This is a genomic window from Micromonospora sp. WMMD714, from assembly GCF_029581315.1.
Classification (GTDB): Bacteria; Actinomycetota; Actinomycetes; order Mycobacteriales; family Micromonosporaceae; genus Micromonospora; species Micromonospora rifamycinica.
Genome location: NZ_CP120744.1, coordinates 4,605,098 through 4,628,426, shown reverse-complemented (window position 1 = coordinate 4,628,426; position 23,329 = coordinate 4,605,098). Strand labels below are relative to the sequence as shown.

Sequence of the window (23,329 nt, the reverse complement as noted above, 5' to 3'; positions counted from 1 at the left end):
CGCCGACCGAAACTTGTAAGGTCTGCGACGGAAACTTTCTGAGTCTAAATCCCGATCGTTTCCAGGCGGGAGCCTCGCCCTTCATCGCGGACGCCCTGGGCAGCGTCCGTACTCGCCACGTCCCCGACCGGGCCGTCAACCGTCCGCACCCGTCCGCACGGCCCGCCCGGGTTGCGCCGACAGCGCGGCCGGTGGCCCGGCCTGATCCGGTCGACGCCGTACCCGCCAGGGCGGCCCGGTCGGCGCGACGTCCGACGACCCCACCCCACCGGCGCCACCATGGCGAGGAGTTCCCTGATGACTTCGCACCACACCCGAAGAATGCGACAGCGAGCCGGCCTGCTCGCCGGCACGCTCGCCGCGCTGCTGCTGGCGGGCCTGATGGTCGCCGGCAACGCGCAGGCCGCCGCCGGCTGCCGCGTGACGTACGCCGTGCCCTCGCAGTGGCAGGGCGGCTTCACCGCCGACGTCAAGATCACCAACCTCGGCGACCCGGTCGCCAGGTGGACCCTGGCCTGGACCTTCCCGGCCGGTCAGCGGGTCACCCAGGCCTGGAACGCCACCGTCGCCGCCACCGGCGACCAGGCCACCGCCACGAACCTGAGCTACAACGCGGCGATCGCCACCAACGGCACGGTCTCCTTCGGTTTCAACGGGTCGTGGTCGGGCAGCAACCCGGCACCGACCTCGTTCTCCCTCAACGGCGTCGCCTGCACCGGCGAGGTGGGAGGCACCCCGACGCCGCCCCCCACCACCGCCCCGCCGTCCCCGACGCCGACCACCTCCCCGTCGCCGTCCCCCTCGCCCGGGGGCGACGCGATGGCCACGGTGGCCGCGATGCAACCCGGCTGGAACCTGGGCAACACCCTCGACGCCATCCCCGACGAGACGGCGTGGGGCAATCCGCTGACCAGCCAGGCGCTGCTGCGCCAGGTGCGCTCGCAGGGCTACCGCAGCATCCGGATCCCGGTGACCTGGACCGACCACACCGGACCGGCCCCGACATACACCATCGACCCGGTCTGGTTGAGCCGGGTGCGCCAGGTGGTCGACTGGTCGCTGGCCGAGGGCTTCTACGTGATGATCAACCTGCACCACGACTCCTGGCAGTGGATCAACGGGTACCCGGGTGACCGCACCACGGTGCTCAACCGGTACACCGCGCTGTGGACCCAGCTCGCCACCACCTTCCGCGACCACTCCGCCAAGCTGGTGTTCGAGAACATCAACGAGCCGCAGTTCAACGGCACCGCCGACGACGCCCAGAGCGACGAGGTGCTGCGCGAACTCCACCTGGCGTTCGTCCGCCTGGTCCGCCAGTCCGGCGGGACCAACGCCACCCGGCTGCTGGTGCTGCCCACCCTGCACACCAGCGGCGAGCAGGCCCGGATGGACGCGCTCAACACCACCATCAGCCAGCTCCGCGACCCCAACATCGCCGCGACCATCCACTTCTACGGGTACTGGCCGTTCAGCGTGAACATCGCCGGCGGCACCCGCTACGACAGCAACGTCGAGCAGGACCTCGTCGGCACCTTCGAGCGCGCCCGCGCCTCGTTCGTCGCCCGGGGCATCCCCGTGATCATCGGTGAGTGGGCGCTGCTCAGCTACGACTACACCCGGCCCGGCATCATCGAACGTGGCGAGTTGCTGAAGTTCTTCGAGGCCGTCGGCTACCACGCCCGGCTGCGCAACCTCACCACAATGCTCTGGGACGCCGGATCCTTCCTCAACCGCAACACCCTGCAATGGCGGGACCAGGGCATCTTCGACCTGATGAAGGCGAGCTGGACCACCCGCTCGGCCACCGCATCCACGGATCAGGTCTACCTGCCCCGCACCGGCGCCATCACCGCCAGGACGCTCACCCTCAACCTGAACGGCACCTCGTTCCAGGGTCTGCGGCAGGGCAGCACCAACCTGGTCAACGGCACCGACTACACCGTCTCCGGCACCACCCTCACCCTCACGGCGTCGGCGCTGACCCGCCTGGCCGGCAACCGCGCCCCGGGGGTCAACGCCACCATCGAGGCCCGCTTCTCGCAGGGCGTGCCGTGGCAGATCAGCATCATCTCCGCCGACAGGCCCACCCAGTCGGCGGCCACCGGCACCACCACCTCGTTCGCCATCCCCACCCAGTTCCGTGGTGACCAGCTCGCCACCATGGAAGCCAAGTACGCCGACGGCAGCGGCGCCGGCCCGGCCAACTGGACCTCCTACAAGGAGTTCTGGACGCACTTCCAACCGGACTACAGCGCCAGCACCATCCTGCTGAAGCCCGAGTTCTTCGCCGAGGTCAACGACGGCCCGGTCACCCTGACCTTCCACTTCTGGAGCGGCACGCAGGTCACGTACCGCATCACGAAGACGGGAAGCTCGGTCACCGGCAGCCCGGCCTGACCGGTCGGGGCGTCGCGGAGCCGTCAACCCGCGACGCCCCTACCGCCGGTCGGCCCGCGACACCCCGTCCGCCGGTCGGGTCGCGGCCCGTCCGGACGGCCAGGCGGCCACCTCAGGGCAGCCAGGAGGCCTCGGCCAGTGCCCGCGACGCCGCCCCCTCGTAGACCGCCAGTGCCAGCCAGGACTCCGCGAACGCCTGACCGTCGTCATCGGTGAGCCGCCCGAAGGCGTCCCGGGGACGGGCCCGGGCCGCGTCGCCCAGAGTCGTGAGCAGCTGCGCGCCCAGATCCAGCCGGGCCAACCGCAGGCGCTGCGCCACCGGATCGGCCAGCGCCTGGACCGCCCGGCCACCCGAGACGACCCGCTCCACCTGCCGACGCAGCAGTCCCCCCGCGGCATCACCGACCCGCGGACCCGGCACGGGACCGGCGCGGCCCGGGGACGCACCGTCCACCGACCCCGGGTCGCCCGCCCTGAGCTGGCTGGAGTGCAGCCGGTCGAAGCCGAGATCGGCGTGCCCCGCCCAGCTCTCTGGCAGGTCGAGCCCCGGCCCGTCGACCGACGTCGGCCCCACCGAGAGCGCCTGGACCGTCGCCCGGCGGGCCGGATCGAGCCGACCCACCAGCCGCAGCTCCGCCCCTGCCGCCCGGGCCAGCAACCGCAGGTTGTCCCGGTACGGCAGGACGGCGTGCTCGTCGGCGGCGGTCAGCGTCAGCACCGCCCGGTCGCCGGTCTCGACGAGGACGGTGTGCTCGTGGCCGCCCAGCACCCGCACGGTCAGGAAGAGCAGGTCCGCGCCGGCCGGACGCTCCGGCACCGGCAGGGTCACCGCGTCGAAGGCCCGGCGTACCTGCTCGGGCAGGGGCTGCGTCCACAACCCGGCCAGCGGTTCGTCGGCCCAACCGGCACCGGCGGCCCGCACCGCCCGTACCGCCCGGCCGGCCCCCAACTGCCCCGAGTCCGACGCGGTGCCACCGGACACCACCAGCCCGGCCCGGGTGAGCTGCCGGTGGCTGAGCCCCGACTCGCCCACCGCCACCGTGGCGTCGCCCGCGCCGACGGCCCGTCCCACGTCGCCCGGGGCGAGATCGGCGACCGTCCACAGCCGACCGGTGCGGTCCGCCAGATAGGTGACCACCCCGGCGTACCCGGAATCCGTCACCACCGGCACCGTGCAGAGCCCGTACAGGCGCAGGCCGGCCTGTGGGTCGTAGGCCCGTCGGGCGACACCCAGCAGCGCCCCCAGTTCATCGGCCGGTGGCGCGGCCCCGCGCAGCCGACGCGACACCGCCAGCAGCTCGCGCAGGTCGTCGGTCAGCTCGGCGAGCCGGTGGTGCGGTTCGGCCTCCCGGGCGGCCCGCAGTCCCGCCGCGACCCGGGTGCCGGACGCGGCGGCACGGTGCAGACCGTTGGTCCTGGCCTCGTGCACCGCCCGCAGCAGGGCGGTCCGTAGCACCACCCCGCAGCCGACCACCCCCGCCGCCAGCACCTCCACCGCCACCCGCCACAGCCCCTCGGCGGCGACCCGCTGACGGTCGGTGAGCCCGCCGTCCGACGCCGCACCGGCCGCCGGGGGAGCCGGGGTGCCACCGCCCGCCGCAGCCGCCGCACCGGCGGGCGGCGCGGCGGCGGCATCGGCGGGCCGGGCGGCAACGGCATCGGCGGGCGGGGTTGCGGTGCCACCGGCGGGCGCCCCGGGCACCGGACCGGCCGCCGGACCGCCGGGCCGGCCGACGGACGGATCGCCAGGTCGGACGGCGGACGGATCGCCAGGTCGGACGGCGGACGGATCGCCAGGTCGGACGGCGGACGGCGGCGACGGCTGCGCCGGGGCCGCGTCGTCCACCGGGGCGAGGGCGAGCACCGCCATCCTGTGCAGGCAGTTCGGCGCGAGCAGGCAACTGCACCGGGCGTCGGCGGCACCGCGCACCACCCCGTCGACCGCCACCAGGGTCACCGTCGTCGACTCGTCGACCCGGACCGTCACCCCGTCGGCCGTGCCGGTGACCGGCCAACCACGGGCGCGGACGACCGCGTCGTCCACCTTCCTGCGCAGCCGCGCCGGCAACGCGTCCAACGCCTCGGCCAGCACCGGCGCGGTCACCGCCGGCAGAGCGGTCATCGGCGGACCTGCTCGCCGACCCACCGGGCCAGCTCCAGCGGGCTCAACGCGGCGACCGGCATGCCCGCCGCCACCAGCTGGCCCGCCGCCGACACCGAGTAGCGGGGCCGACCGGCGTCGTCCAGGCTGGCGCAGCCCAGCACCTGGCAGCCCGCCTCGACCAACGCCCGGGTCTCCGCCAGCAGTCCACCCATCGGGAAGCCCTCCTCGAAGTCGCTGATCACGACCACCATCGTCCGCTGCGGCACGGTGACCAACGACCGGGCGTACCGCAACCCGGCCGCGATGTGGGTGCCCCCGCCGACGCTGACCTCCAGCAGCAGGGCCAGCGGGTCGTCCACCCGGTCGGAGAGGTCCACGATCTCGGTGGAGAAGGCGACGAAGTGGGTGCTGAGCGCCGGGACACCGGCCAGCACGGCGGCGGTGAGCGCCGACCAGATCACCGACTCCTCCATCGAACCGGAGACGTCGACGACGAGCACCAGCCGCCAGTCCACCCCCCGGCGGGCGCGGCTGCGGAACACCGGCCGGTCCGGCACCAGCATGACCCGCCCCTGCGCGTCGCGGCGGATGGTGGCCAGGTTGGCCCGCAGCGTCCGGGGCAGGTCCAGCGGCCCGCCCGGCCGGGGGGTGGGACGGGGGGTGGTCAGCCCGGTCAGCGCCGGACGCAACCGGGCGGCCAACTGCCTGGTCAGCTCCGCCACCAGGCGGGCGACCAGCGGTCGCAGCCGCGCCACCGTGGACTCCGGCAGGCCGCCCGCGAGGGTGAGCACGTCCCGGAGCAACTCGACGGACGGACGCACCGCCGCCGGATCCAGCTCGGCGACCGCGTCCAGCCGGCCCGCCTCGACGGCCCGCGCCAACACCTCCTCCCGCACCCCGGGGCCGAACAGGGCGGACAGCTCCTCCGCCCACTCGCGTACGCCGGGAAACGACGCCTCCCGACCGGCCCGACCGGCCGCCTCGGCACCGGCCCCTTCGCCCCGGCCCGCGCCGTACAGCTCGTCGAGCGCGGTGGCGTAGCGGCGGGCGCGCGGCCCCACCCGGGCGGACTCCCGGCCGAGCACGAGCCGCCACCGGTCCACCGTCGAGAGCCCACCGGCGGGCCTGCGCCGGTCCGCTGGCCGCGCCGCGGCGGCGACCTCCGCCGGCTCCGGCGACGACGCCGCCGGACCGGGGGTGAGCAGGCCCTCCCGCAGCAGCGCCTCCCGACCGGCCCGGTCGGCGCGCAGCCGGACCAGCAGGGCCTCCGGATCGTCGAGCACCGCGATGTCGGCCGCCGGACCGGTGTCGTCGAGCCGTTCCCGGACCACCTCCAGCAGCCGGTCCCGGCCCGCCGGGCTGACCACGTGGAAGCCGGCGCGCAGCGCCGGTAGCCGGGCCAGGAACTCCTCGTCGGGCACCGTCTCGATCCGGTCGAGGAACCCGTCCAGCACCTCACCGCTGGCCCGCAGCAGCGGTTCGGCGACGACCAGCAGCCCGGTCAGCCGTCCCTGGAGCTGCTGCCGCCCGGTGGGCGTGGTCGCGGTGTCCCACCAGGACGCGACGAGCCGGCCGAAGGCCGCCGGCTCCCGCAGGCCGAGCAGGGCCTGGACCGCGCCGGCCGCGGCGGCCATCAGCGGGGTGCCCCCGGCGGCGAGCCGGGCCAGACAGTCGGCCAGGCGTAACCCCGCCCCGGCCGCGTCGGCCCGCTGGGCGAGCGTGGCCAACGCCTCGGCACTGGCCGCGTCCTCGGCACCGGCCAGCCCGTCGACCTGCCGGATCGCCGCGCCCTCCAGCGCCTCGACGGCCCGCCCCAGCTCACCCGGCGACATCCCCGACCCACCGGGCAGGTGACCGAGGCGCAGCCGGTCGAGCAGCGCCAACGCGGCGACCAGCTCACCGAGGCTGCCCTCCGCCGGCACGGTGACCGACACCTCGGCGAGCCGGCGCGCGGCCAACCCGGCCAGGTCGCACCGCGCGGCGTCCGCCAACCCCGCGATCACCGCGGCGACGGTCGGCCCCCCGTCGGCCCGTTCCCGCCGTCGCCGCTCCACCAGGGCACCCTCGGTGGCCTGCCCCAGGGTCACCCCGCGCAGCCCGGCCACCTCGATCGTCGCCTCGGTCCGGGGGGACCACTCCACCCGCCAACGGGTGGTGACGGTGTCCACCCCGCCGACCCCCGCGCCGCCGGCCGGCGCGGCGTAGTCGACACCGCAGACCACCAGCCGGTGCAGCGCGATCTCCCGCCGCCGGTCCAGGGCGGACCGGAGCGGGTCCAGCCGCAGCTCCCGGACCGGGTCGCCGGCGCCGGGCAGACGCAACCGGGTCAGCAGCTCGCGCACCGCCGGGGCCAGCCCGGAGCGCGGGGTGCCGGGGGCCAACGCGCCCCGCCGGTCGCCGACGAGCACCTGTTCCATCGCGCCGGCCACCGCGCGGCCCCGGCCGAGGACCTCGCCGTGGGCGAGCACGCTCTGGATCGCCTCGACCAGCTCACCCCGGCCCGGTGCCGGCAGGCCGCGCAGCCGGGCCAGGTCGAGCGCGAGCCGGACCGCCTCCCGGGCCTCGCCCGGACCGGCCGGGTGACCGGCCCGGCGGATCGCCGCGCAGACCGCCACCACCGCGCCCGTCGTCGCCGACTCGACGGCTGCGGGGTCACCGTCGGCGGCGAGCACCGACTGCTGCCACTGCGGATCGCGGATGCCGGCCGGGTAGCCCGACCGGGCGTCGAGCAGCCCGAACGTGTACGGCACCAGCGAGGTCACCACCGACGACGCACCCGCCGGGCCGGCCGGTGGCGGGTCCTGCGCGCCGGTCAGCAGCGCCGGGGCATGGAACGCGCCGACCAGGGCGGCGACCCGACCCTGCCCCGCCTCGGCCAGGCACCGCCGCATCCACGCCTCCCGCCGCAGGTCGAGGGGGGACACCCCCGGCCCCCGCTCGGCGTCGGCCCGCAACGCCCAGCCGACCGCGAGCGCCGCCCGGCGGACCGCCTCCGGGTCCGCGCCGGGTGCCCGGGCCTCGACCGACCGGTCCCACAGGTCGTCGTCGGGGCGTCCGGTGCCGGCCGCCCGCAGCGCGTCGGCGAACGACCGGCCCGGCGGCGGGGTGCCGGCCGGCTCGCGCTCCTGCCAGGCCGGGTCGGCCAGCGGCAGGTCACACGGGACGACCGGCACCCCGTTGCGGGCGGCCCAGCGCACCGCGACCAGCTCCGGGGAGAAGTCGGCGAACGGGTAGAACGCCGGCCCCCCACGGTCGCCGACCACCCCGGCCAGCGCCACCGGGGCGGTGGTGGCCGGGTCGGCGAGCCACGGCAGCCACTCGCCCAGCTCCGGCGGGAGTTCGAGGAGAAGCACCTCGGGTCGGTACCCGGCCAGCAGCCGGGGCAGCACCACCGCCAGCGCGGGCGAGTGGTGCCGTACCCCGATCAGGTACGGCCGGCGGTGCCCGGCCAGCGCGGTGACCGCGACCGCGGGATCGACCAGCCCCGGGCCGGCCGGCGGTGACGGGTCAGTCGGTGAGGACATCGCGCAGTTCCCAGAGTTGCCGCCACAGCCGTCCGCCGTCCTCGGCCCGCCGCCGGACCGCGCCGTCCCAGTAGCCGAGCAGCTTGGCCCCGTCGGCGGGGTCGTCCTTGCGGACCACGCCGAGCAGGTGCCCCGGCAGCAGCGACAGCACGTCCCGGTCACCGGGGAAGTAGGCCGCCGCCAGCGCCAGCGACGACGCGACCGCCACCGCCTCGGCGGTGCTCATCACCGTGGAGGGCCGCTCCACCTCCCAGCCCTCGACCGACCGCCCCGCCCGCAGGTCCCGGAACGCGGTGACCAGCGCCTCCAACACCGCGTCGTCGACCGCGAACGGGGCGTGCACCCGCTCCAGCGTGGCGCGGGCCTGCCGCGCCACCAGGGCGACCTCCTGGGCGAGGTCGCCGATCGGGCCGACCGTCTCGAAGTTGAACCGGCGTTTGAGCGCCGCCGACATCTCCGACACCCCCCGGTCGCGCAGGTTGGCGGTCGCGATCAGCGTGAAGCCGGGGGCGGCGGGCACGGTCGCCTCGGCGGTGCCGGACAGCTCGGGCACCGCGATCCGCCGGTCGGACAGGATGGACACCAGCGCGTCCTGGACCTCCGGCAGACAGCGGGTGATCTCCTCCACCCGGGCCACCGCGCCGGTCCGCATCGCGGACAGGATCGGCGACGGCACCAGCGCGGCGGCGCTCGGCCCGTGCGCGAGCAGCAGGGCGTAGTTCCAGCCGTACCGGAGCTGGTCCTCGGTGGTCCCCGCGGTGCCCTGCACGACCAGCTCGCTGGTGCCGCAGATCGCGGCGGACAGCAGCTCCGACAGCATCGACTTGGCGGTGCCCGGCTCGCCGACGAGCAGCAGGCCCCGCTCCCCGGCCAGGGTGACGACGCAGCGTTCGACCAGGGCCCGTTCCCCGACGAACTTGGCGGTCACGGCCAGGGTGCGGGGCAGGTCGTCGCGGCGGGCCTGCCGGGGCAGCTCCAGCGGGGCACCGCCACTGCCCACGATGAAGGTGACCACCGCACGGGGGGTCAGCCGCCAGCCCGGCGGTCGGGGCCCGTCGTCGTACCCGGCGAGGAAGGCCAGCTCGGTGGCGTGGGCGTGCTCGGCCGGCTGGACCTGGCGAGCCGCCGGGGTGGTCGCGGTGGTCATCGGCGCCTTTCCGTAACGAGATCGTCGAAGCGGGGGGCGTCACCCTCGACCAGCCGGGCCCAGGCGAGCGCGAACAGCCGGGGTGCGGGGGCGACCGGGGAGACGATGCCCAGCGCGGTCACGCCGCCCTCGCCCCCGATCAGCAGCGGTAGCTTCCACCGTTCCAGGGGCAGCAGCGGCGCCTTCAGCGCCAACCAGCCGCCGGGCAGGAACAGCGACCGGCCGGCCCGGGGCCGCTTCGCCGCGACGACGTGCCCGGTCGCGGCCAGCTCGGCGCGGGCCGCCTTGAGCCGGGCCGGCTTCCAGCCGGTCCACCGGGCGACGTTGCGGTCGGTCGGGTCGGGCAGGGCGAGCAGCTGCAGGTAGAGCGCCGCGGCGTCGGCGCCCAGCCCGAGCGTCGAGGCGACCGTCGCGACCAGCTCGGGGTCGGACCGGGTCGGGTCCTGCGCGAAGCCGTCGTCCATCGCCGGGACGACGTGCGACACCACCTCGCTGAGCTGGTCACCGAGCAGCGCGCGCAGCGCCGCCAGCAACGGCTCGTTGACCTGGTCGAGGCGGGCCCGCAGCACGGCCAGCGCCGGATCGTCCAGCCCGGACAGCCGGGACGGACGCAACCGGACCTGCTGCCAGCGGGTCGTCGGCGGGATCAGCACCGGGCCGACCTCGGTGCCCGCCGGGCCGGTGGTCACCGGGAGACCGAACGCGGCGGTGAACGCCGGGAGCTTGTTGCCGTCGAGGTGGCCGACCGTGACGGTGAACCCGGGATCGGCCAGCCGCTGCCGGGCCAGTCGGGCGGCCACCGGCAACGCCGACCGGATCGGGTCGTCGACGGCCAGGTGGTAGGCCAGCCACGGCAGGGTCCTGGTCAGCGCGATCAGCGCGTCGTCGTCGTCCACGCCGGAGTCGGCGCCGGCCAGCCAGGGGCAGGTCGCCGCGTTGGCCACCCAGTGGACCACCGTCGAGGCCGGCAGCGGGCTGGTCACCTCGGCCCGGTCGAGCTGGACGATCAACTCGTCGGCGACGGGTCGACGTCGCCCGTGCCGCCCGATCCACTCCTCGACGATCAGGTCCTGCCGGGGTCCGTCGACCCAGAGCGTCGCCGGATCCTCCGGCAGCAGCCGCCCGAGCAGCCCGGCGAAGGCCTGGCGCCCGCGCCCGCCGGTGCCCCAGAACCGGGCCGCCGCGGCGGCGGCCGCCGCGTCGGGCAGCTCCAGGATGGTCCGCAGCTCGGCCGGGGCCTTCTCCCACACGAGCCGGGGCAGGCCGGTCAGCAGCAGCACCGCCTCGGCATGGCTCATGCCCGCCGCCTCGGACAGGGTGCGCGCCCAGCCGGGCTGCCACTCCAGCGGCCCGTTGGCCCGGGCGAGCCGGACGAACTCGTCGAGCCGCTGCGGCGTGACGTCGCCGGTCGGCAGGATCTCCTCCTCGGTGATCCGGAAACCCGGCACCGCCGAGAACCGCCCGGTCGGCGTCCAGTCGAGCACGTCGAGCTCCCGGTCGTCGGTGTCGACGGCGAGCACCAGCGTCCGTCGGCCGCCCTCGGTCAGCAGCTGCCCCCGGGCCTGGTCGACCGGGGTGCCGGCGTCGGCGACCAGGGTGAGCCGCCGCAGCCGGCTGCCGGCGGTGAGGAGCCCGGAGCGGGCGCACACCTCCAGCAGCGTCAGCAGCGCCTCGCGTACCTCGGACAGGCAGATCGGGGCCACCGCCCGGTACATCGCGGCCGGCAGCACCCCCAGCAGGTCGAACCAGTCGAGGTCACCGTCGAGTCGACCCCGGGCGTCCGGTGTCGGGTCGGTGCCGGTGAGAACGGCCCCCGCGCGGGAGATCAGCCGCAGGGAGCTGTCCTCCGCGCTGTAGCAGTACTGGATCAGCCCGGCGAGCCCCTCGGAGAGCAGCCGGTCGACCGCCGGTGCCCCGGCCGGGGCCTGCTCCTGCGCCGGCAGCGCGTTGGCCTGTTCGCCGTCGAGCACGGCGGCCAGCGTCCGTAGTCGGGCCACCTGGGCGGCGGCCCGGCTGACGAGCCCGGCGACCCCGGCGACGAGGGCGGGCGCGGTGAGCTGCGGGAGGTACCGGCCGACCAGGGCGCGCACCTGGGCGGCGTCCTGACCGGCCGCCTCGGCCAGCAGCGCGCCGGCCTGGGCGTCGGTGACGCCCCGCAGCGCCGCCGAACCGGCCTCGTCGCGGGGCCGCAGGAAGTGCCAGTACTCCAGGGGCGGCACCAGCCGGGTGCCGGCGGCGAAGGCCGACCGCTCCGCGCCGAGCTGGTAGCGCCCGAGCAGGAAGCCGTCCTCGGCGCAGAGCAGCAGCTCGCCACCGGAGCCCCGGCCCTGGTGCAGCACGCCGAAGGTGGTATCCGCGCCGGGGAACCGCACCGCCGCCGCCAGCTTGCCGCCGGGGGACACCCCCGCCGGCAGGGCGAAGGAGCGCCCGTCCACGGACTCGCCGGCCCAGCCGCCGTCCGCCGCGCGCCGGGCCCGCCAGCCGGCCAGCCCGGCCGCGTGGCCCAGCGGGCTGGCCGACGACTCGACGGGACGCAGCCAGGACGCCTCCGCGTCCAGTGGCCGCCCGTCGACCGTGCCGTCCTCGAAGAACGTCGGCCGGGAGAACCGGCCCGGCTCGCCCGTGGCGGGGTCGTACTCGCGCCAGCCGAGCGGGTGGTCGGCGGCGCGTACCCAGTAGGTGTCACCGTCGCTGATCACCCGGCCGCCGGTCCGCTCGCCCCGGTCACCGACCCGCAGCGGACGCCGCCCCTGGGTGCGCCCCCCGCCGGGCAGCGGCAGCGACAGCCGGGGGTAGCTGGTGAAGGCGTCGTCGGGGAGGACGAAGACGTCGTCCGGTGCCCCGCTCCAGTAGGCGGCCCGATCGCGGCCCCGGTCCCAGCAGACCAGCAGCTGCCCGTCGACGTAGCGCAGGACCAGCCGCCAGCGGTAGCGGTTCTCCCCGGCCGGGATCCGCATCAGGTGCTCGAGCGTCACCCCGTCCGGCCCGGCCACCGAGACCAGGTCGCCGGTGACCAGGAGCAGGTACGGCCACTGCCCGGTGAGCTGTACGTCCACCGTCGACTCGGCGAGCCGTTCGGTGGCGGTGTCCAGGGCCGGCCAGCCGTACTCGTCGAGCAGGCCGGAGCGCAGCGTGCGGCCGAGGACCGGGCCGAGGTCGTGGTCGACGAGCCGGCGTACCGCGTCGGGGTTGACGGCGAACCCGGTCGGGCAGGCGACCGTGCCGACCCGGTCGAGGTGGTGGTCGAGGGTGGGCAGCCCCTGCCGTCCGACGGCGTCGGCGAGGGTGTCCAGCCAGCCCCGCAGGGCGGTCCGCAGGCCGGGCACCGCGACGATCTCCGTCACCCGCGGCGTCGGGTCGCTCAGGTCGCGCGAGCCGGAGCTCAGCCGCCGCTCGACCCCCTCGACCAGCAGCGGCAGGAAACGCCGGTCGGCGGCGACGGCGACCAGGTCGCGCCGCCCGTCGGTCTCGTCGGCCAGCCACGATTCCAGCCGGTGCCGGACACCGTCGCCCGGATCCGCGACGGGCACCCCCAGCGCGAGGCAGGTGTCGAGCAGGTCGAGGTCCACGGTGTCGTGGGAGCGGCAGAGCGCGACCGGAACCCCGTCGGCCTTCAGCCGCCCCGCCATCCGGGCGACCAGCGCCAGCAGCCCGGGGTGTCGCTTGCGGACGTGCCACGAGCGACGCTCCCGGTGCGCGTCGAACCGGCCCAGCCAGCCGGCCGGTCCGTCCGGCGCCGCGGCCTCGGCGGGTACGGCGTCCGCCGGCCCGGTCAGCGCCAGGGTGGCACCGGCGTCCTCCAGCACGCCCAGCCAGACGTCGTCGCCGCAGTGCTGGGGGGTCAGCCCGAGCAGCCGGCCGCGCAGGGCGGGGTCGGTGGCGGCGAGCCGGGCCAGCGGTGCCCGGTAGGCGTTCCAGAACGCCTCCGGCGCCCGGTTGAGCGCCGGTGCGGCCAGCAGCTCGCCGAGCACCCGCTCGTCCTCGGCGGCCGGGTCGAGGCCGGCGGCGCGGGCCAGCCGGCGCAGGTCGGTGTGCATCGCCGCGTACGGCGGCAGGCCGCCCAGCGTGCGCTCCACGCACAGCCGCAGGAACATCGCGTACGCGTCGGCCGGTGCGCGCCGGGTCGCCAGGTCCCGGGCGTGGCCGGAGAGCGCCTTCGCGGTCAGCGCGCCGGCCAGCGCGAACTCGAGGAAGACGGCGTGCTGGCGGTCCTCGTCGATGGTCAGCCCGTAGGCGCGTTCGGCGTCCCGGGCCTTGCCGAACATGCTCGCCGCGTGGGTCACGCTGTCGGCGGCGAGGAACGCCCGCCCGGCCTCCTCGTAGAACGTCGGCAGGAAGTGCGGCACCGACCGGGCCAGCCGCTCGCCGAGGGCGTTGAAGCCGTCCTTCGCCGGGCCGATCCGGGACTTCGCCGTCCGGGCCAGCCGCTCGATCTCCTTGACCAGGGCCAGGGCGTGGTGTCCGTTGGCCGGGTCGTGGACCAGCGCCCAGGCCGGGAAGCCGAGGGCCTGCTGGCGGACCACGCCGACCGGGGTCACCCGGTCCGGCGGGGTGAAGCCCAGGAACTCCATGGACAGGTCCTCGGCCTCGCCGAGGGTGTCGATGACCAGCCGGACCACGGTCCGGCCGACGAGGGCCGGGTGGGCGTAGCGGCGGGCGGTCAGGGTGGCGGCGGTGTCGTCCTTGGCCACCACCGTGCCGACGGGCAGCACCGCTCCCGCCTCCAGCAGGTCCATCGTGTCGGCGCTCACCGGCCATCCTCCTCTTGTGCTGCCACGATTCGTCCGGCGTACAGCGCGGCGGCCATCCGGGTTCCTTCCGACCAGGCCACCGGGCCGACCGTGCCCAGCGGCAGGGCGGTGCCGTGCCGGTCGGTGAAGACGAGGTCACCGGTCTCGGTCTCGTAGTACGGGTCATCGGCGCCGACCCACGACCGGGCCTCGACGGTGTGGCCGTCCTCGACGATCCGGCACACCGCGTTGCCGCCGCGCACCGGGTAGCCGAGCTTCGTGGCCCGGGCGGTCAGGTGGCGGAGCTGGTCGTACCGGCCGCCGGAGTAGTCGCCGACCCGGGTCGCCGTCGGATCGACGTCCGGCCCGCGGACCCAGGTCTGCCGGAAGAGCTGGTCGACGGACTGGCGGACCTGGAGCTCGGCGGCGAACTCCCGCAGGTCGTCGAGGTCGTCGAGGGTGACCGGGTGGGGAATGACGATCCGCCGGGCGGTCCGCCGGACGGTGTCGCCGTCGAGGTCGACCAGCCCGACCTGACCGTCGCCCGCGTCGCGGAGCAGACCCACCCCGTCCGGATCCCGGTGGCCGTCGTCGTCGAGCACCGCGACGACGAGATCGGTCAGCGCGGTGCGCCACGCCTCGTCCGGCCACACCTCGGTCAGCACCGAGACCGGCACCGGCAGCGAGCGCACCATCCAGCGTTCGATGTCCGTCCGGCACTGGGCCTCGTGCCGGGTCAGCCACTCGGTGAGCTGGCGCAGCCCGAGCACTGTCGGATCGTCGCGTAAGGACGCCGGCACGGAACGGAGTTCCCGCCCCTTGGCGTTCCGCGCCACGACGTCGCCGTCACGGAGAGCGACCTGATAGCCACCCGGCACCGCTGACCATCCCATGTGGACATCCCATGCTCGACCGATCAAGACACCGGAGGCTAGCCCACCCGGACGACAAGAACGGCCGCCGTCCCGCCCGCGGCCACCGGCCCGGCACTGGCAGGATTCCTCACTGTCGGTGAGGAGCAGTGGAGAGCAGCGATCCCCGAGTGCCGCCGGTGGTCGCCGCCGCCGGTCGGGAACCACTTCCCCCGCAACCGGTCCACCTGCCGAAGTGCAGGTCACCGCGATCGGCGGGCCGGCCGTCGCGTCGGACCGGCGGAGGCGGGTGGCATCCGACCGCAAGCTCACCGCCAGTGATGATTCTTACTCCGACCGGGACGACGGGGCCGGTGGGACCGCAGGGGGCGGTGGTGCCGCCGTGACGAGTCGACATCGCCCGGGTGAAGCCCCGCACGGCAGCGATGGGCGTTTCACCCCGCCGAAAACTGACCGAACGGACAGTCACCGCCCGTAGCCTTTCCGCTGCCACCCGGCTGTTCGACGGACAGCCGTCGGATCGCCTGATCGGCACTCTTGGGTCATCCCCGTTCACCGTCCGTGAGGGTTCCCCACCATGTCGCAGCTGCTGCCCGCCGCCCGGCCCGACGTCCCGGCCATCGTCGGGGGTCCGACGGCGATACCGGATCCGACCGCCGCCCCCGCCACCGGAGCGCGTACCGCCGTGGTGGGCCTCGGGTACGTCGGCCTGCCGACCAGCCTGGCCCTGGTCGCCAGCGGATCCCGGGTGATCGGCGTGGACATCGCCGCGACCCGGCTCGACGACATCCGGGCCGGTCGGGCCGACCTGCTCGACGCCGACCAGGAACGGCTGCGCGAGACGCTCCGGGCCGCCGACCCCGCGCTGCGCCTCACCACCGCGATCAGCGAGATCGCCGACGCCGACACGGTGCTGATCTGCGTGCCGACGCCGGTGGACCGGCACCTCGCCCCGGACCTCACCGCGTTGCGGGCCGCCTGCGCGGCGGTGGTCGCCCACGCCCGCCCCGGCCAGACCATCGTGCTCACCTCCACCAGCTACGTCGGCACCACCCGCGAGCTGCTGGTCGCCCCGCTGGCCGACCGGGGCCTGCGGGTCGGGCAGGAGGTGTGGGTGGCCTTCGCGCCGGAGCGGGTCGACCCCGGCAACGACCGGCACCGCCAGGAACTCACCCCCCGGGTCGTCGGGGGCACCACCCCGGACTGCACCGCGCGGGCCGCCACCGCGCTGGCCCGGATCACGCCCCTGGTGCACCGGCTCGGCTCGCCCGAGGCCGCCGAGATGACGAAGCTGCTGGAGAACACCTTCCGGGCGGTCAACATCGCCCTGGCCAACGAGTTCGCCGACCTCTGCCGGGACCTGCACCTGGACGTCACCGAGGTGATCGACGGGGCGGACACCAAGCCGTACGGGTTCATGGCCTTCCAGCCCGGCCCCGGGGTCGGCGGGCACTGCATCCCCTGCGACCCGCACTACCTGCTCTGGCAGGTCCGCGGGCAGCGCCGCGAGGCCCCCCTGATCGAGACCGCGATGCGGGGTATCGCCGCCCGCCCCCGCCGGGTGGTCGACCGGATCCGGGAGCTGCTCGCCGGGGCCGGGCGCCCCCTGCTCGGCGCCCGGGTGCTGGTCGCCGGGGTGACGTACAAGCCCGGGGTGGCCGACGTACGGGAGTCCCCGGCGTTGGAGATCATCGGTGAGCTGGTCCGGGCCGGCGCGGAGGTCGGTTTCGTCGACGAGCTCGTCGACACCGTCCGCACCCCCGACGGCCAGACCCTGCACCGGGTCGCCGACCCGGCCGACCGGGAGTGGGACCTGGTGGTCGTGCACACCCGCCAGTCCGGCCTGGACGAGGCGTGGCTGAGCGGGCAGCCGATGGTGCTCGACGCCACCTACCGGCTCGCCGGGCTGCCCCGGCGGGAGGTCGTCTGAGATGCCGGTGACCGCCCCCGTGCGGCGCGGCCTGCGGCGGCTGCTCACCGTGCTCGCGCTGCTCCCGCTGATCGTCCTGCTGGCCCGGCAACTGCCCCGGCTGCCGTACGCCCCGCTGCTGGCGTTCTACGGCTTCGCCGTGCTCACCGCCACCGTCGCCGTGTTCTACCTGGCCTACGCCCGGTACGCCGACCCCGCCGAGGCACCGGCGCAGCCCCGGCACACCGTCACCTTCCCGCCGCTGCCGCCGGCCCCCCGGGTCAGCCTGCTGGTGGCGGTCAAGGACGAGGTGGACGGCATCGAGGCGTGCGTCCGGTCGATGACCGGCAGCGAGCACCGGCCGTTGCAGGTCATCGTGGTCGACGACGGCTCCACCGACGGCACCGCCGAGATCCTCGACCGCCTCGCCGCGGAACTCCCGGTCACCGTGCTGCACCTGCCCCGCAACGTCGGTAAGAAGCGGGCCCTGGTGCACGCCGCCCGACACGCCACCGGCGACGTGCTCGCCTTCACCGACTCCGACTGCGTGCTCGCCCCGGACGCGCTGGGCCGCTGCGTCGAGGCCCTGCTGCGGCAACCGGACCTCGGCGCGGTCAGCGGTCACGCCCGCGCGCTCAACCCGGACGAGTCGCTGCTCAGCCGGGTGCAGGACGTCTGGTACGAGGGCCAGTTCCGGGTCTCCAAGGCGGCCGAGGCTTCGTTCGGGGCGGTCACCTGCGTCTCCGGGCCGCTGGCGGTGTTCCGCCGGGAGGCGGTGCTCAACTACCTGCCCGCCTGGGCGGCCGACCGGTTCCTCGGGGGCGAGTTCCGGTTCGCCACCGACCGGCAGCTCACCGGCTACGTGCTCGGCCAACGCTGGATCGGCGACCGGCTCAAGCGGCGCTTCGCCGACTCGTCGTTCGTCCGCGACGAGGACCACCCGCCGCGCGCCTGGCGGGTCGGCTACGTCCGCTCGGCGAAGGTGTGGACCACCGTGCCGGCCCGGCTGCGGCCGTTCCTGCGCCAGCAGACCCGGTGGAAGAAGAGCTACGTGCGGAACCTCTTCTTCACCGGCACGTTCATGTGGCGGCGGGGTGCCGGCCCGGCCGCGCTCTACTACGGTCACGCGCTCTGGGTGGCGCTGGCCCCGGCGATGGCCTTCTCCCACCTGGTGTGGGCGCCGCTGCGCGGCTGGTGGGCGGTGCCGCTGCTCTACCTGTGCGGGGTGCTGCTCAAGGGCACCGCGTGGGGGCTGGCCTACCGGCTGGACAACCCGGGTGACCCGCGCTGGGCGTACCGGCCGTTGATGAGCGTGCTCTCCGCGACCGTGCTCTCCTGGCTGCTGCCCTGGTCGGTGGGGACGATCCGGCGTGGTGTGTGGTCCCGGAGCACGGTGTGAACGCCGGGCGGCGGGTGCTGACCCGGCTGGCCCGGGTGGCGCTCACCCTGGCCGGGGTGGCGGCGCTGGTGCTGCTCTACGCGGTGGTGTTCACCCGGGGCGGGGTGCTCCGGTGAGCCGGCTCTGGCCCCGCGCGCTCGGCGGGCTGCTGTCGCTGGTCACCCTGCTGGTGGTGGCGGCGCCCTTCGGGGTGTCCTGGTACCTCGACGACCTGCGCCGCCACGTCAGCGGGCAGCACGACACCCCGGTCACCCGGGTCGACCCCGCCGACCTGCGCCGCTTCACCGAGACCGCCGGGCGGCTGCCGGCGCGGGCCGCGCCGGTGGTGGTCGCGTACCACGACATCCGGCCGCACGGCGACGACCCGGCGGCGACCGAGCCGACCGGCCGGGAGCACTACGTGGTCACCCCGGAGGCGTTCGACGCCCAGCTCACCGCGCTGCGCACCGCCGGCTACCGGACGATCTCCTCGGCCCAGTACGTCGACTACCTGCGCGGCGGCACGGTGCCGCCCCGGTCGGTCTACCTGACCTTCGACGACGGCACCCGGGGCCTGTGGTCCTACGCCGACCCGATCCTGCGCCGGCACGACATGGTGGCCGCCTCCTACCTGATCACCGGGCAGGTGGGCACCCACCGGCCGTACTACCTGAGCTGGGCGGAGATCGACCGGATGCGCCGCTCCGGCCGGTGGGACTTCCAGGCGCACACCCACGACCTGCACACCCGGGTGCAGACCGCGCCGGGGCGGCTCGGCTCCCCGCTGACCCACCGGCGGTGGGAGCCGGCGACCGGCGCGCGGGAGAGCCTGGCCGGCTACCGGCAGCGGTTGACCGCCGACTTCGACGCGATGTTCGCCGCGTTCACCGCCCACGAGCTGCCCCGCCCGCGGTTGTTCGCGTACCCGTTCTCCGAGATCGGTGACGCGACGACCGACCCGGAGGCCGCCGCGTTCAGCCGCGACCTGATCGCCGCGCGGTTCGTCGCCGCGCTGACCAACAAGTCGCTCGCCCCGCAGCCGAGCAGCCGCCGGTCGGCGGTCGACGGGCAGGTCGAGCGGACCGAGGTGTACGCCCGGACCACCGCCGCCGAACTGGTCAGCGCGGTCGTCGAGCGGACGGCCGTGCCCGCCGTGCTGCCCGACCCGTTCGCCCGCCCCTGGGACTGGCGTGACCAGCACGGCGAGCCGATGACCGAGCTGTCCCCGCTGACCGCCGGGCATTTCCCCGCCGACAGTCCGCGCCGCGCCTACGGCACCCTGCTCGCCTACGCCAGCGCGGACTGGACCGGCTACACGGTCGACGCGACGCTGCGCGGCCTGCGGGCCGACGGCGGCACGGTCACCCTGCTGGTCGGGGTGAACGGCGACGCCACGGTCTCGGTCCGGGTCACCCACGGCCGGGTGGCGCTGCTGCGCGCCGGCCGGGTGGTCGCCGAGGCGGCGCTCGACCCGGCGGCCACTTACCGGGTCACGGTCACCGTGCGCGACGGCGAGGTGGTGGCCCGGGTCGACGGCGGCCCGGACCTGCGGGTGGTCACCCCCACCGGGCCGGGGGCCACCGGGGGGCTCGCCGTGGCGGTCGACGACGCCGAGGGGCGACCCCACCCGTCCGTCGCCGCCCTCGCCGTGACCGCCACCGGGTGAGCGGCGGTCAGTCCCGCCAGCCGGCCAGCTCGACCCCCTTGCCGAGTTCGACCCGGAAACCCAGGGTGATCTCGCCGCGCTCCCCCGGCGCGAGGCGCAGCCGCCAGGTCAGCTCGCCCAGGTCGGTGCGCTCGTCCGGTGGCGGGACGATGGTGGACTCCCGGACCACCACCGCCTCGTCGCGGGAGACCGGGAGCTGGTCCAGGACCTCCACCGTGGCCGGTCGGGGGGTGTGGTTCGCCACGCTGATCCGGTACTCCACGTCCCGTCGCCGGGTGGAGCCGAGGGTGGCCCGGGTGTCGGAGCGCCGGGTCACCTCGCGTTCCACCCGGACCCGGTCGTCCACCCCGAGCGCCAGCTCGGTCTCCTCGCCGGGCGCCCAGGTCGGCAGCCGGGTGGCGGCGACGAAGTCGGCGTCGTGGAACACCGCCGCCGGGCCGGGGAGCAGGGTGTGCGCCGAGGTGTTGCGGACCGTCGCCCGCAGGTGCGCCTCGGCCGCCCGCAGCGGCACGGTCACGTGGTCGAGGCGGACCGGCAGGTCCAGCACGGCGATGACGGCCCGGTAGGCGCTGCCGTCGGCGGGCACCGCCACCGGGCGGGCCGGCCGGTAGGTCGCCGCGGTGACCCCCTGCGCGACCTCCGCCACGCTCTCCCGGACCGCCGGGCGCGGCGCGGCCGAGCGGGCCGCGCCACCGCCGCCGGCCGGGGCCGCCGCGGGTGCGGGTGGTGGCGGTGCGCCGAAGCTCGCCGCCGCCAGGGCCACCGGCGCGGGCCGGAGCCGGTCGAGATACCAGGGCGACAGCTCGGGTACGCCGGCCGCCGCCGCCGGGCGGGCGGTGGAGAGCTGGAGCGTGCACTCCGGCCAGTCCTCGCCGGTGTCCTGGGTGACCAGGCCGAACCAGGTGGCCGTCATGCCCTCCCCGACCAGGCGCAGGTCGTAGGAGGACTGCCAGCGTGCCCCGTCGACCAGGTAGCTCAGCTCCAGGTCCAGCTCGGTGTCGTCGGCGTCCACCGCCACCGTCACCTCGGCGGCCAGCCGGTCCGGTTCCCGCTTGCCGCCCGCGGCGGCCAGCTCCCGCTCGACGGCCGCCAGCTCCTCGGCCAGTCCGGTGCGCCGCCGGGCCAGCCCGCGTCGGCGGCGGTGCGACTCGGCGAGCTGGGCGGCCACCGCGTCGGCGAAGGTGGTCACGTCGGTCGGGCCGGCGTCCCCGGTGGCCAGCGTGCGGGCGTACGTGCCGCCGGCCCGGTCGGCCAGTCGGGCGAGGAACTGCCGCCGCTGCGTCTCGACCTCGGTGTCGTCGTCGACCTCGGCCAGCTCGTCGGCCAGCTCCCGGACCCGTCGGGTCAGCGCGTCGACCTGACCGTCGGTGCTGCGGGGCTGCCGCCAGGTGCTCACCTCCACGCCGAGGACGGTGGCCGAGCCGCCGCCGGCGACCCGCAACGAGTCCCGCCGCAGGCGTACCGGCAGGGGCGCGATCCGGATCCGGTGCTCACCGGCGGCCAGCCGGGTGACAGCCCGGCGGGTGACCCGGGCCCGGTCCGGATAGACGGTGACCGCGACGACGGGTGCTTCGATCTCCACAGCGTCCACGGCGGCGAGGGTAGCCGGACCAGGCTCACCAGCCGGACCGGGTACCGGCCGGTCACCCCGGCGGGAGGCAGACGACGTCCAGGCGGCGGGGGCCGTGCACGCCCTCCACCCGGCTCAGCTCGATGTCGCTGGTCGCGGAGGGGCCGGAGATCAACGTCAGGGGACGGGTGGGGTCGGGCAGCGCCCGGACCAGGTCGGGCAGGTCGGCGACGATCTGCGTGGCGTGCACCACGCAGACGTGGTGGTCGGGGATCAGGGTCAGCAGCCGCCGGCCCTGCGCCGCTCCCCCGTCGAGCACCAGGGTGCCGGTCTCGGCGACGGCGAGCACGCAGCCGGTGAGCACGGCCAGCCCGGGGGCGTCGAGTTCGGCTGCGGTGAGGGTGTCGCCGGCCAGCGTCGGTCGACCCAGCCGGGCGGTCCACTCCGGCGGGACGCCGGCCGGCAGCACCACGCCCGACGCCCCGGCGAGCAGGGTGGCGAGCAGGTCGGGCAGCGCCGCCGGGGCGCAGTGGTGCACGCCGGCGCGGTAGTCCCCGGCCCGCTCGGCGAAGAGGGTGGTCAGCTCACGGGTCATGGGTCCGGCGCCACCAGTCACGGAAGGACTCGTCGGCCGGCAGCGGGGCGTCCCGGTGTGCCGTCCACGCCGCCAGCGGCCAGGGTGCCCGGCGCAGCCGCCCGCCGTGCCGCCGGGTGAGCACCCGCAACGGACGGCCGCCGGACCGGGCCGTCCGCAGCGCCGCCCGCCACCGACGGCGGTCACGCATCGTCCAGGCCAGCACCGCCATCGCCGCCCGTTCGGCCGGCGGCTTCGGCCCCGTCTGGCGCAGGTGGACCAGGATCGCCGGTATGTCGATCTTGACGGGACAGACGTCGTAGCAGGCCCCGCAGAGCGTCGAGGCGTACGGCAGGGTGGCGTTGTGGCCGGCGTCCTGCCCGGTGAGCTGGGGCGACAGGATCGCCCCGATCGGGCCGGGATAGACCGAACCGTAGGCGTGGCCGCCCACCCGCTCGTAGACCGGACACACGTTCAGGCAGGCAGAGCAGCGGATGCAGCGCAGCGCCGCCCGGCCCACCGGGTCCGCCGCCACCCGGTGGCGGCCGTTGTCCAGCAGCACGACGTGCAGCCGGCGCGGCCCGTCACCCGGGGTCACCCCGGTGACGATCGAGGTGTACGGGTTCATCCGCTCACCGGTCGACGAACGCGGCAGCAGGCGCAGGAAGTCGCCGAGGTCCGCGAAGCGGGGCAGCAGCTTCTCCACCCCGACCACGGCGATCAGGGTGTCCGGCAGGGTCAGGCACATCCGGCCGTTGCCCTCGGACTCGACGACCACCAAAGAGCCGGTCTCGGCCACCGCGAAGTTGGCCCCGCAGATCGCCACCCGGGCCGCCAGGAAGGTACGCCGCAGATACTCCCGGGCGGCGGCGGCGAGCACCGGGGGGTCGTCCGAGTCGGCGGTGAAGCCGGGCATCCGCCGGGCGAACAGCTCGCGGATCTGCCCCCGGTTGTAGTGGATCGCCGGCACCAGGATGTGCGACGGGGCGTCGTCGGCCAGCTGCACGATCAGCTCGGCCAGGTCGGTCTCCACGGCCGTCACCCCGGCCGCCGCCAGCGCCTCGTTGAGGCCGATCTCCTGGGTCGCCATCGACTTGACCTTCACCACCCGGTCGACGCCCTGCGCCCGGACCAGCTCGGTGACCACCGCGTTGGCGGCGGCGGCGTCCACCGCGTGGTGCACGGTCGCCCCGGCGGCGGTGGCCGCCCGCGCGAACCGGGCCACCAGCTCGGGCAACCGGTCGAGCACGTCGTCCTTGACCCGGGCCGCCCGCTCGCGCAGCAGTTCCCAGTCGGGCACCTCGGCCACCACCGCGGCCCGTTTCTCCCGGATGGTGCGGGTGGCGCGGCCCAGGTTCGCCCGGAGCCGGCTGTCGCCCAGCGCGCCGGCCGCCGCCCGGGGGAAGGGGGTGACCGCCACGATGGGCAGCTGCCGGCTCACCGCCGGGTGTTCCC

At 75.8% G+C, this 23,329-nt stretch carries 12 protein-coding genes; 4 read left to right on the top strand and 8 right to left on the bottom strand.

What is annotated here, in order from left to right; all coding sequences use genetic code 11:
* The first annotated feature begins 321 nt into the window (after window positions 1-321).
* Complete coding sequence (locus O7625_RS19755) at window positions 322-2,400, top strand: cellulase family glycosylhydrolase (RefSeq protein WP_282340454.1); 2,079 nt, start codon at window positions 322-324, stop codon at window positions 2,398-2,400.
* A 112-nt stretch (window positions 2,401-2,512) separates the two neighbouring features.
* Here O7625_RS19755 and O7625_RS19750 read toward each other — a convergent pair whose 3' ends face one another.
* Genes O7625_RS19750 through O7625_RS19730 form a run of 5 tightly spaced genes read right to left on the bottom strand, consistent with a single transcriptional unit; the run spans window position 2,513 to window position 14,798 of the window.
* Window positions 2,513-4,522 carry a hypothetical protein gene (locus O7625_RS19750; RefSeq protein ID WP_282340452.1) on the bottom strand — a complete coding sequence of 670 codons (2,010 nt, stop codon included), beginning with the start codon at window positions 4,520-4,522 and terminating at the stop codon, window positions 2,513-2,515.
* A complete protein-coding gene (locus O7625_RS19745; protein ID WP_282340450.1) occupies window positions 4,519-8,028 on the bottom strand; it encodes a DUF5682 family protein in 3,510 nt (1,169 codons plus the stop codon). Before O7625_RS19745 ends, O7625_RS19750 begins: the two co-directional genes overlap by 4 nt.
* Window positions 8,012-9,175: an AAA family ATPase gene (locus O7625_RS19740; protein ID WP_282340449.1), complete on the bottom strand. Its 1,164-nt coding sequence runs from the start codon at window positions 9,173-9,175 to the stop codon at window positions 8,012-8,014. The genes O7625_RS19745 and O7625_RS19740 overlap by 17 nt, the downstream gene beginning before the upstream one ends.
* Window positions 9,172-13,926 carry a hypothetical protein gene (locus O7625_RS19735; RefSeq protein WP_282340448.1) on the bottom strand — a complete coding sequence of 1,585 codons (4,755 nt, stop codon included), beginning with the start codon at window positions 13,924-13,926 and terminating at the stop codon, window positions 9,172-9,174. The genes O7625_RS19740 and O7625_RS19735 overlap by 4 nt, the downstream gene beginning before the upstream one ends.
* On the bottom strand, window positions 13,923-14,798 hold the full coding sequence (locus O7625_RS19730; protein WP_282340446.1) for a DUF4132 domain-containing protein: 876 nt from the start codon (window positions 14,796-14,798) through the stop codon (window positions 13,923-13,925). The genes O7625_RS19735 and O7625_RS19730 overlap by 4 nt, the downstream gene beginning before the upstream one ends.
* A gap of 556 nt (window positions 14,799-15,354) precedes the next feature.
* On the opposite strand from O7625_RS19730, the gene O7625_RS19725 reads away from it, so the two are divergent.
* The 3 genes from O7625_RS19725 (at window position 15,355) to O7625_RS19715 (ending at window position 19,730) form a co-directional block, all read left to right on the top strand.
* Window positions 15,355-16,707, top strand: a complete 1,353-nt coding sequence (locus O7625_RS19725) for a nucleotide sugar dehydrogenase (RefSeq protein ID WP_282340444.1) — start codon at window positions 15,355-15,357, stop codon at window positions 16,705-16,707.
* A 1-nt stretch (window position 16,708) separates the two neighbouring features.
* On the top strand, window positions 16,709-18,085 hold the full coding sequence (locus O7625_RS19720; protein ID WP_282340443.1) for a glycosyltransferase: 1,377 nt from the start codon (window positions 16,709-16,711) through the stop codon (window positions 18,083-18,085).
* A 112-nt stretch (window positions 18,086-18,197) separates the two neighbouring features.
* The gene (locus tag O7625_RS19715; protein ID WP_282340442.1) at window positions 18,198-19,730 is read left to right on the top strand and encodes a polysaccharide deacetylase family protein; all 1,533 of its coding nucleotides are present in this window, start codon (window positions 18,198-18,200) and stop codon (window positions 19,728-19,730) included.
* Between the two features lie 7 nt (window positions 19,731-19,737).
* Here the strand turns inward: O7625_RS19715 and O7625_RS19710 are convergent, their stop codons facing one another.
* Genes O7625_RS19710 through O7625_RS19700 form a run of 3 tightly spaced genes read right to left on the bottom strand, consistent with a single transcriptional unit; the run spans window position 19,738 to window position 23,315 of the window.
* Window positions 19,738-21,321, bottom strand: coding sequence for a DUF4139 domain-containing protein (locus O7625_RS19710; RefSeq protein WP_282340440.1), 1,584 nt, complete (start codon window positions 21,319-21,321; stop codon window positions 19,738-19,740).
* 52 nt (window positions 21,322-21,373) lie between these two features.
* Entirely contained in the window at window positions 21,374-21,895 is a 522-nt protein-coding gene (locus O7625_RS19705) for an LUD domain-containing protein (RefSeq protein ID WP_282340438.1), read from the bottom strand.
* Complete coding sequence (locus O7625_RS19700) at window positions 21,885-23,315, bottom strand: lactate utilization protein B (protein ID WP_282340437.1); 1,431 nt, start codon at window positions 23,313-23,315, stop codon at window positions 21,885-21,887. Before O7625_RS19700 ends, O7625_RS19705 begins: the two co-directional genes overlap by 11 nt.
* Window positions 23,316-23,329: the final 14 nt, after the last annotated feature.

Excerpts from the sequence above, each read along its gene's own strand:
- O7625_RS19740 (WP_282340449.1), bottom strand. The coding sequence starts at position 9,175 with ATGACCACCGCGACCACCCCGGCGGCTCGCCAGGTCCAGCCGGCCGAG.
- O7625_RS19750 (WP_282340452.1), bottom strand. The coding sequence starts at position 4,522 with ATGACCGCTCTGCCGGCGGTGACCGCGCCGGTGCTGGCCGAGGCGTTG.
- O7625_RS19725 (WP_282340444.1), top strand. The coding sequence starts at position 15,355 with ATGTCGCAGCTGCTGCCCGCCGCCCGGCCCGACGTCCCGGCCATCGTC.
- O7625_RS19745 (WP_282340450.1), bottom strand. The coding sequence starts at position 8,028 with ATGTCCTCACCGACTGACCCGTCACCGCCGGCCGGCCCGGGGCTGGTC.
- O7625_RS19720 (WP_282340443.1), top strand. The coding sequence starts at position 16,709 with ATGCCGGTGACCGCCCCCGTGCGGCGCGGCCTGCGGCGGCTGCTCACC.
- O7625_RS19755 (WP_282340454.1), top strand. The coding sequence starts at position 322 with ATGCGACAGCGAGCCGGCCTGCTCGCCGGCACGCTCGCCGCGCTGCTG.
- O7625_RS19730 (WP_282340446.1), bottom strand. The coding sequence starts at position 14,798 with ATGGGATGGTCAGCGGTGCCGGGTGGCTATCAGGTCGCTCTCCGTGAC.
- O7625_RS19705 (WP_282340438.1), bottom strand. The coding sequence starts at position 21,895 with ATGACCCGTGAGCTGACCACCCTCTTCGCCGAGCGGGCCGGGGACTAC.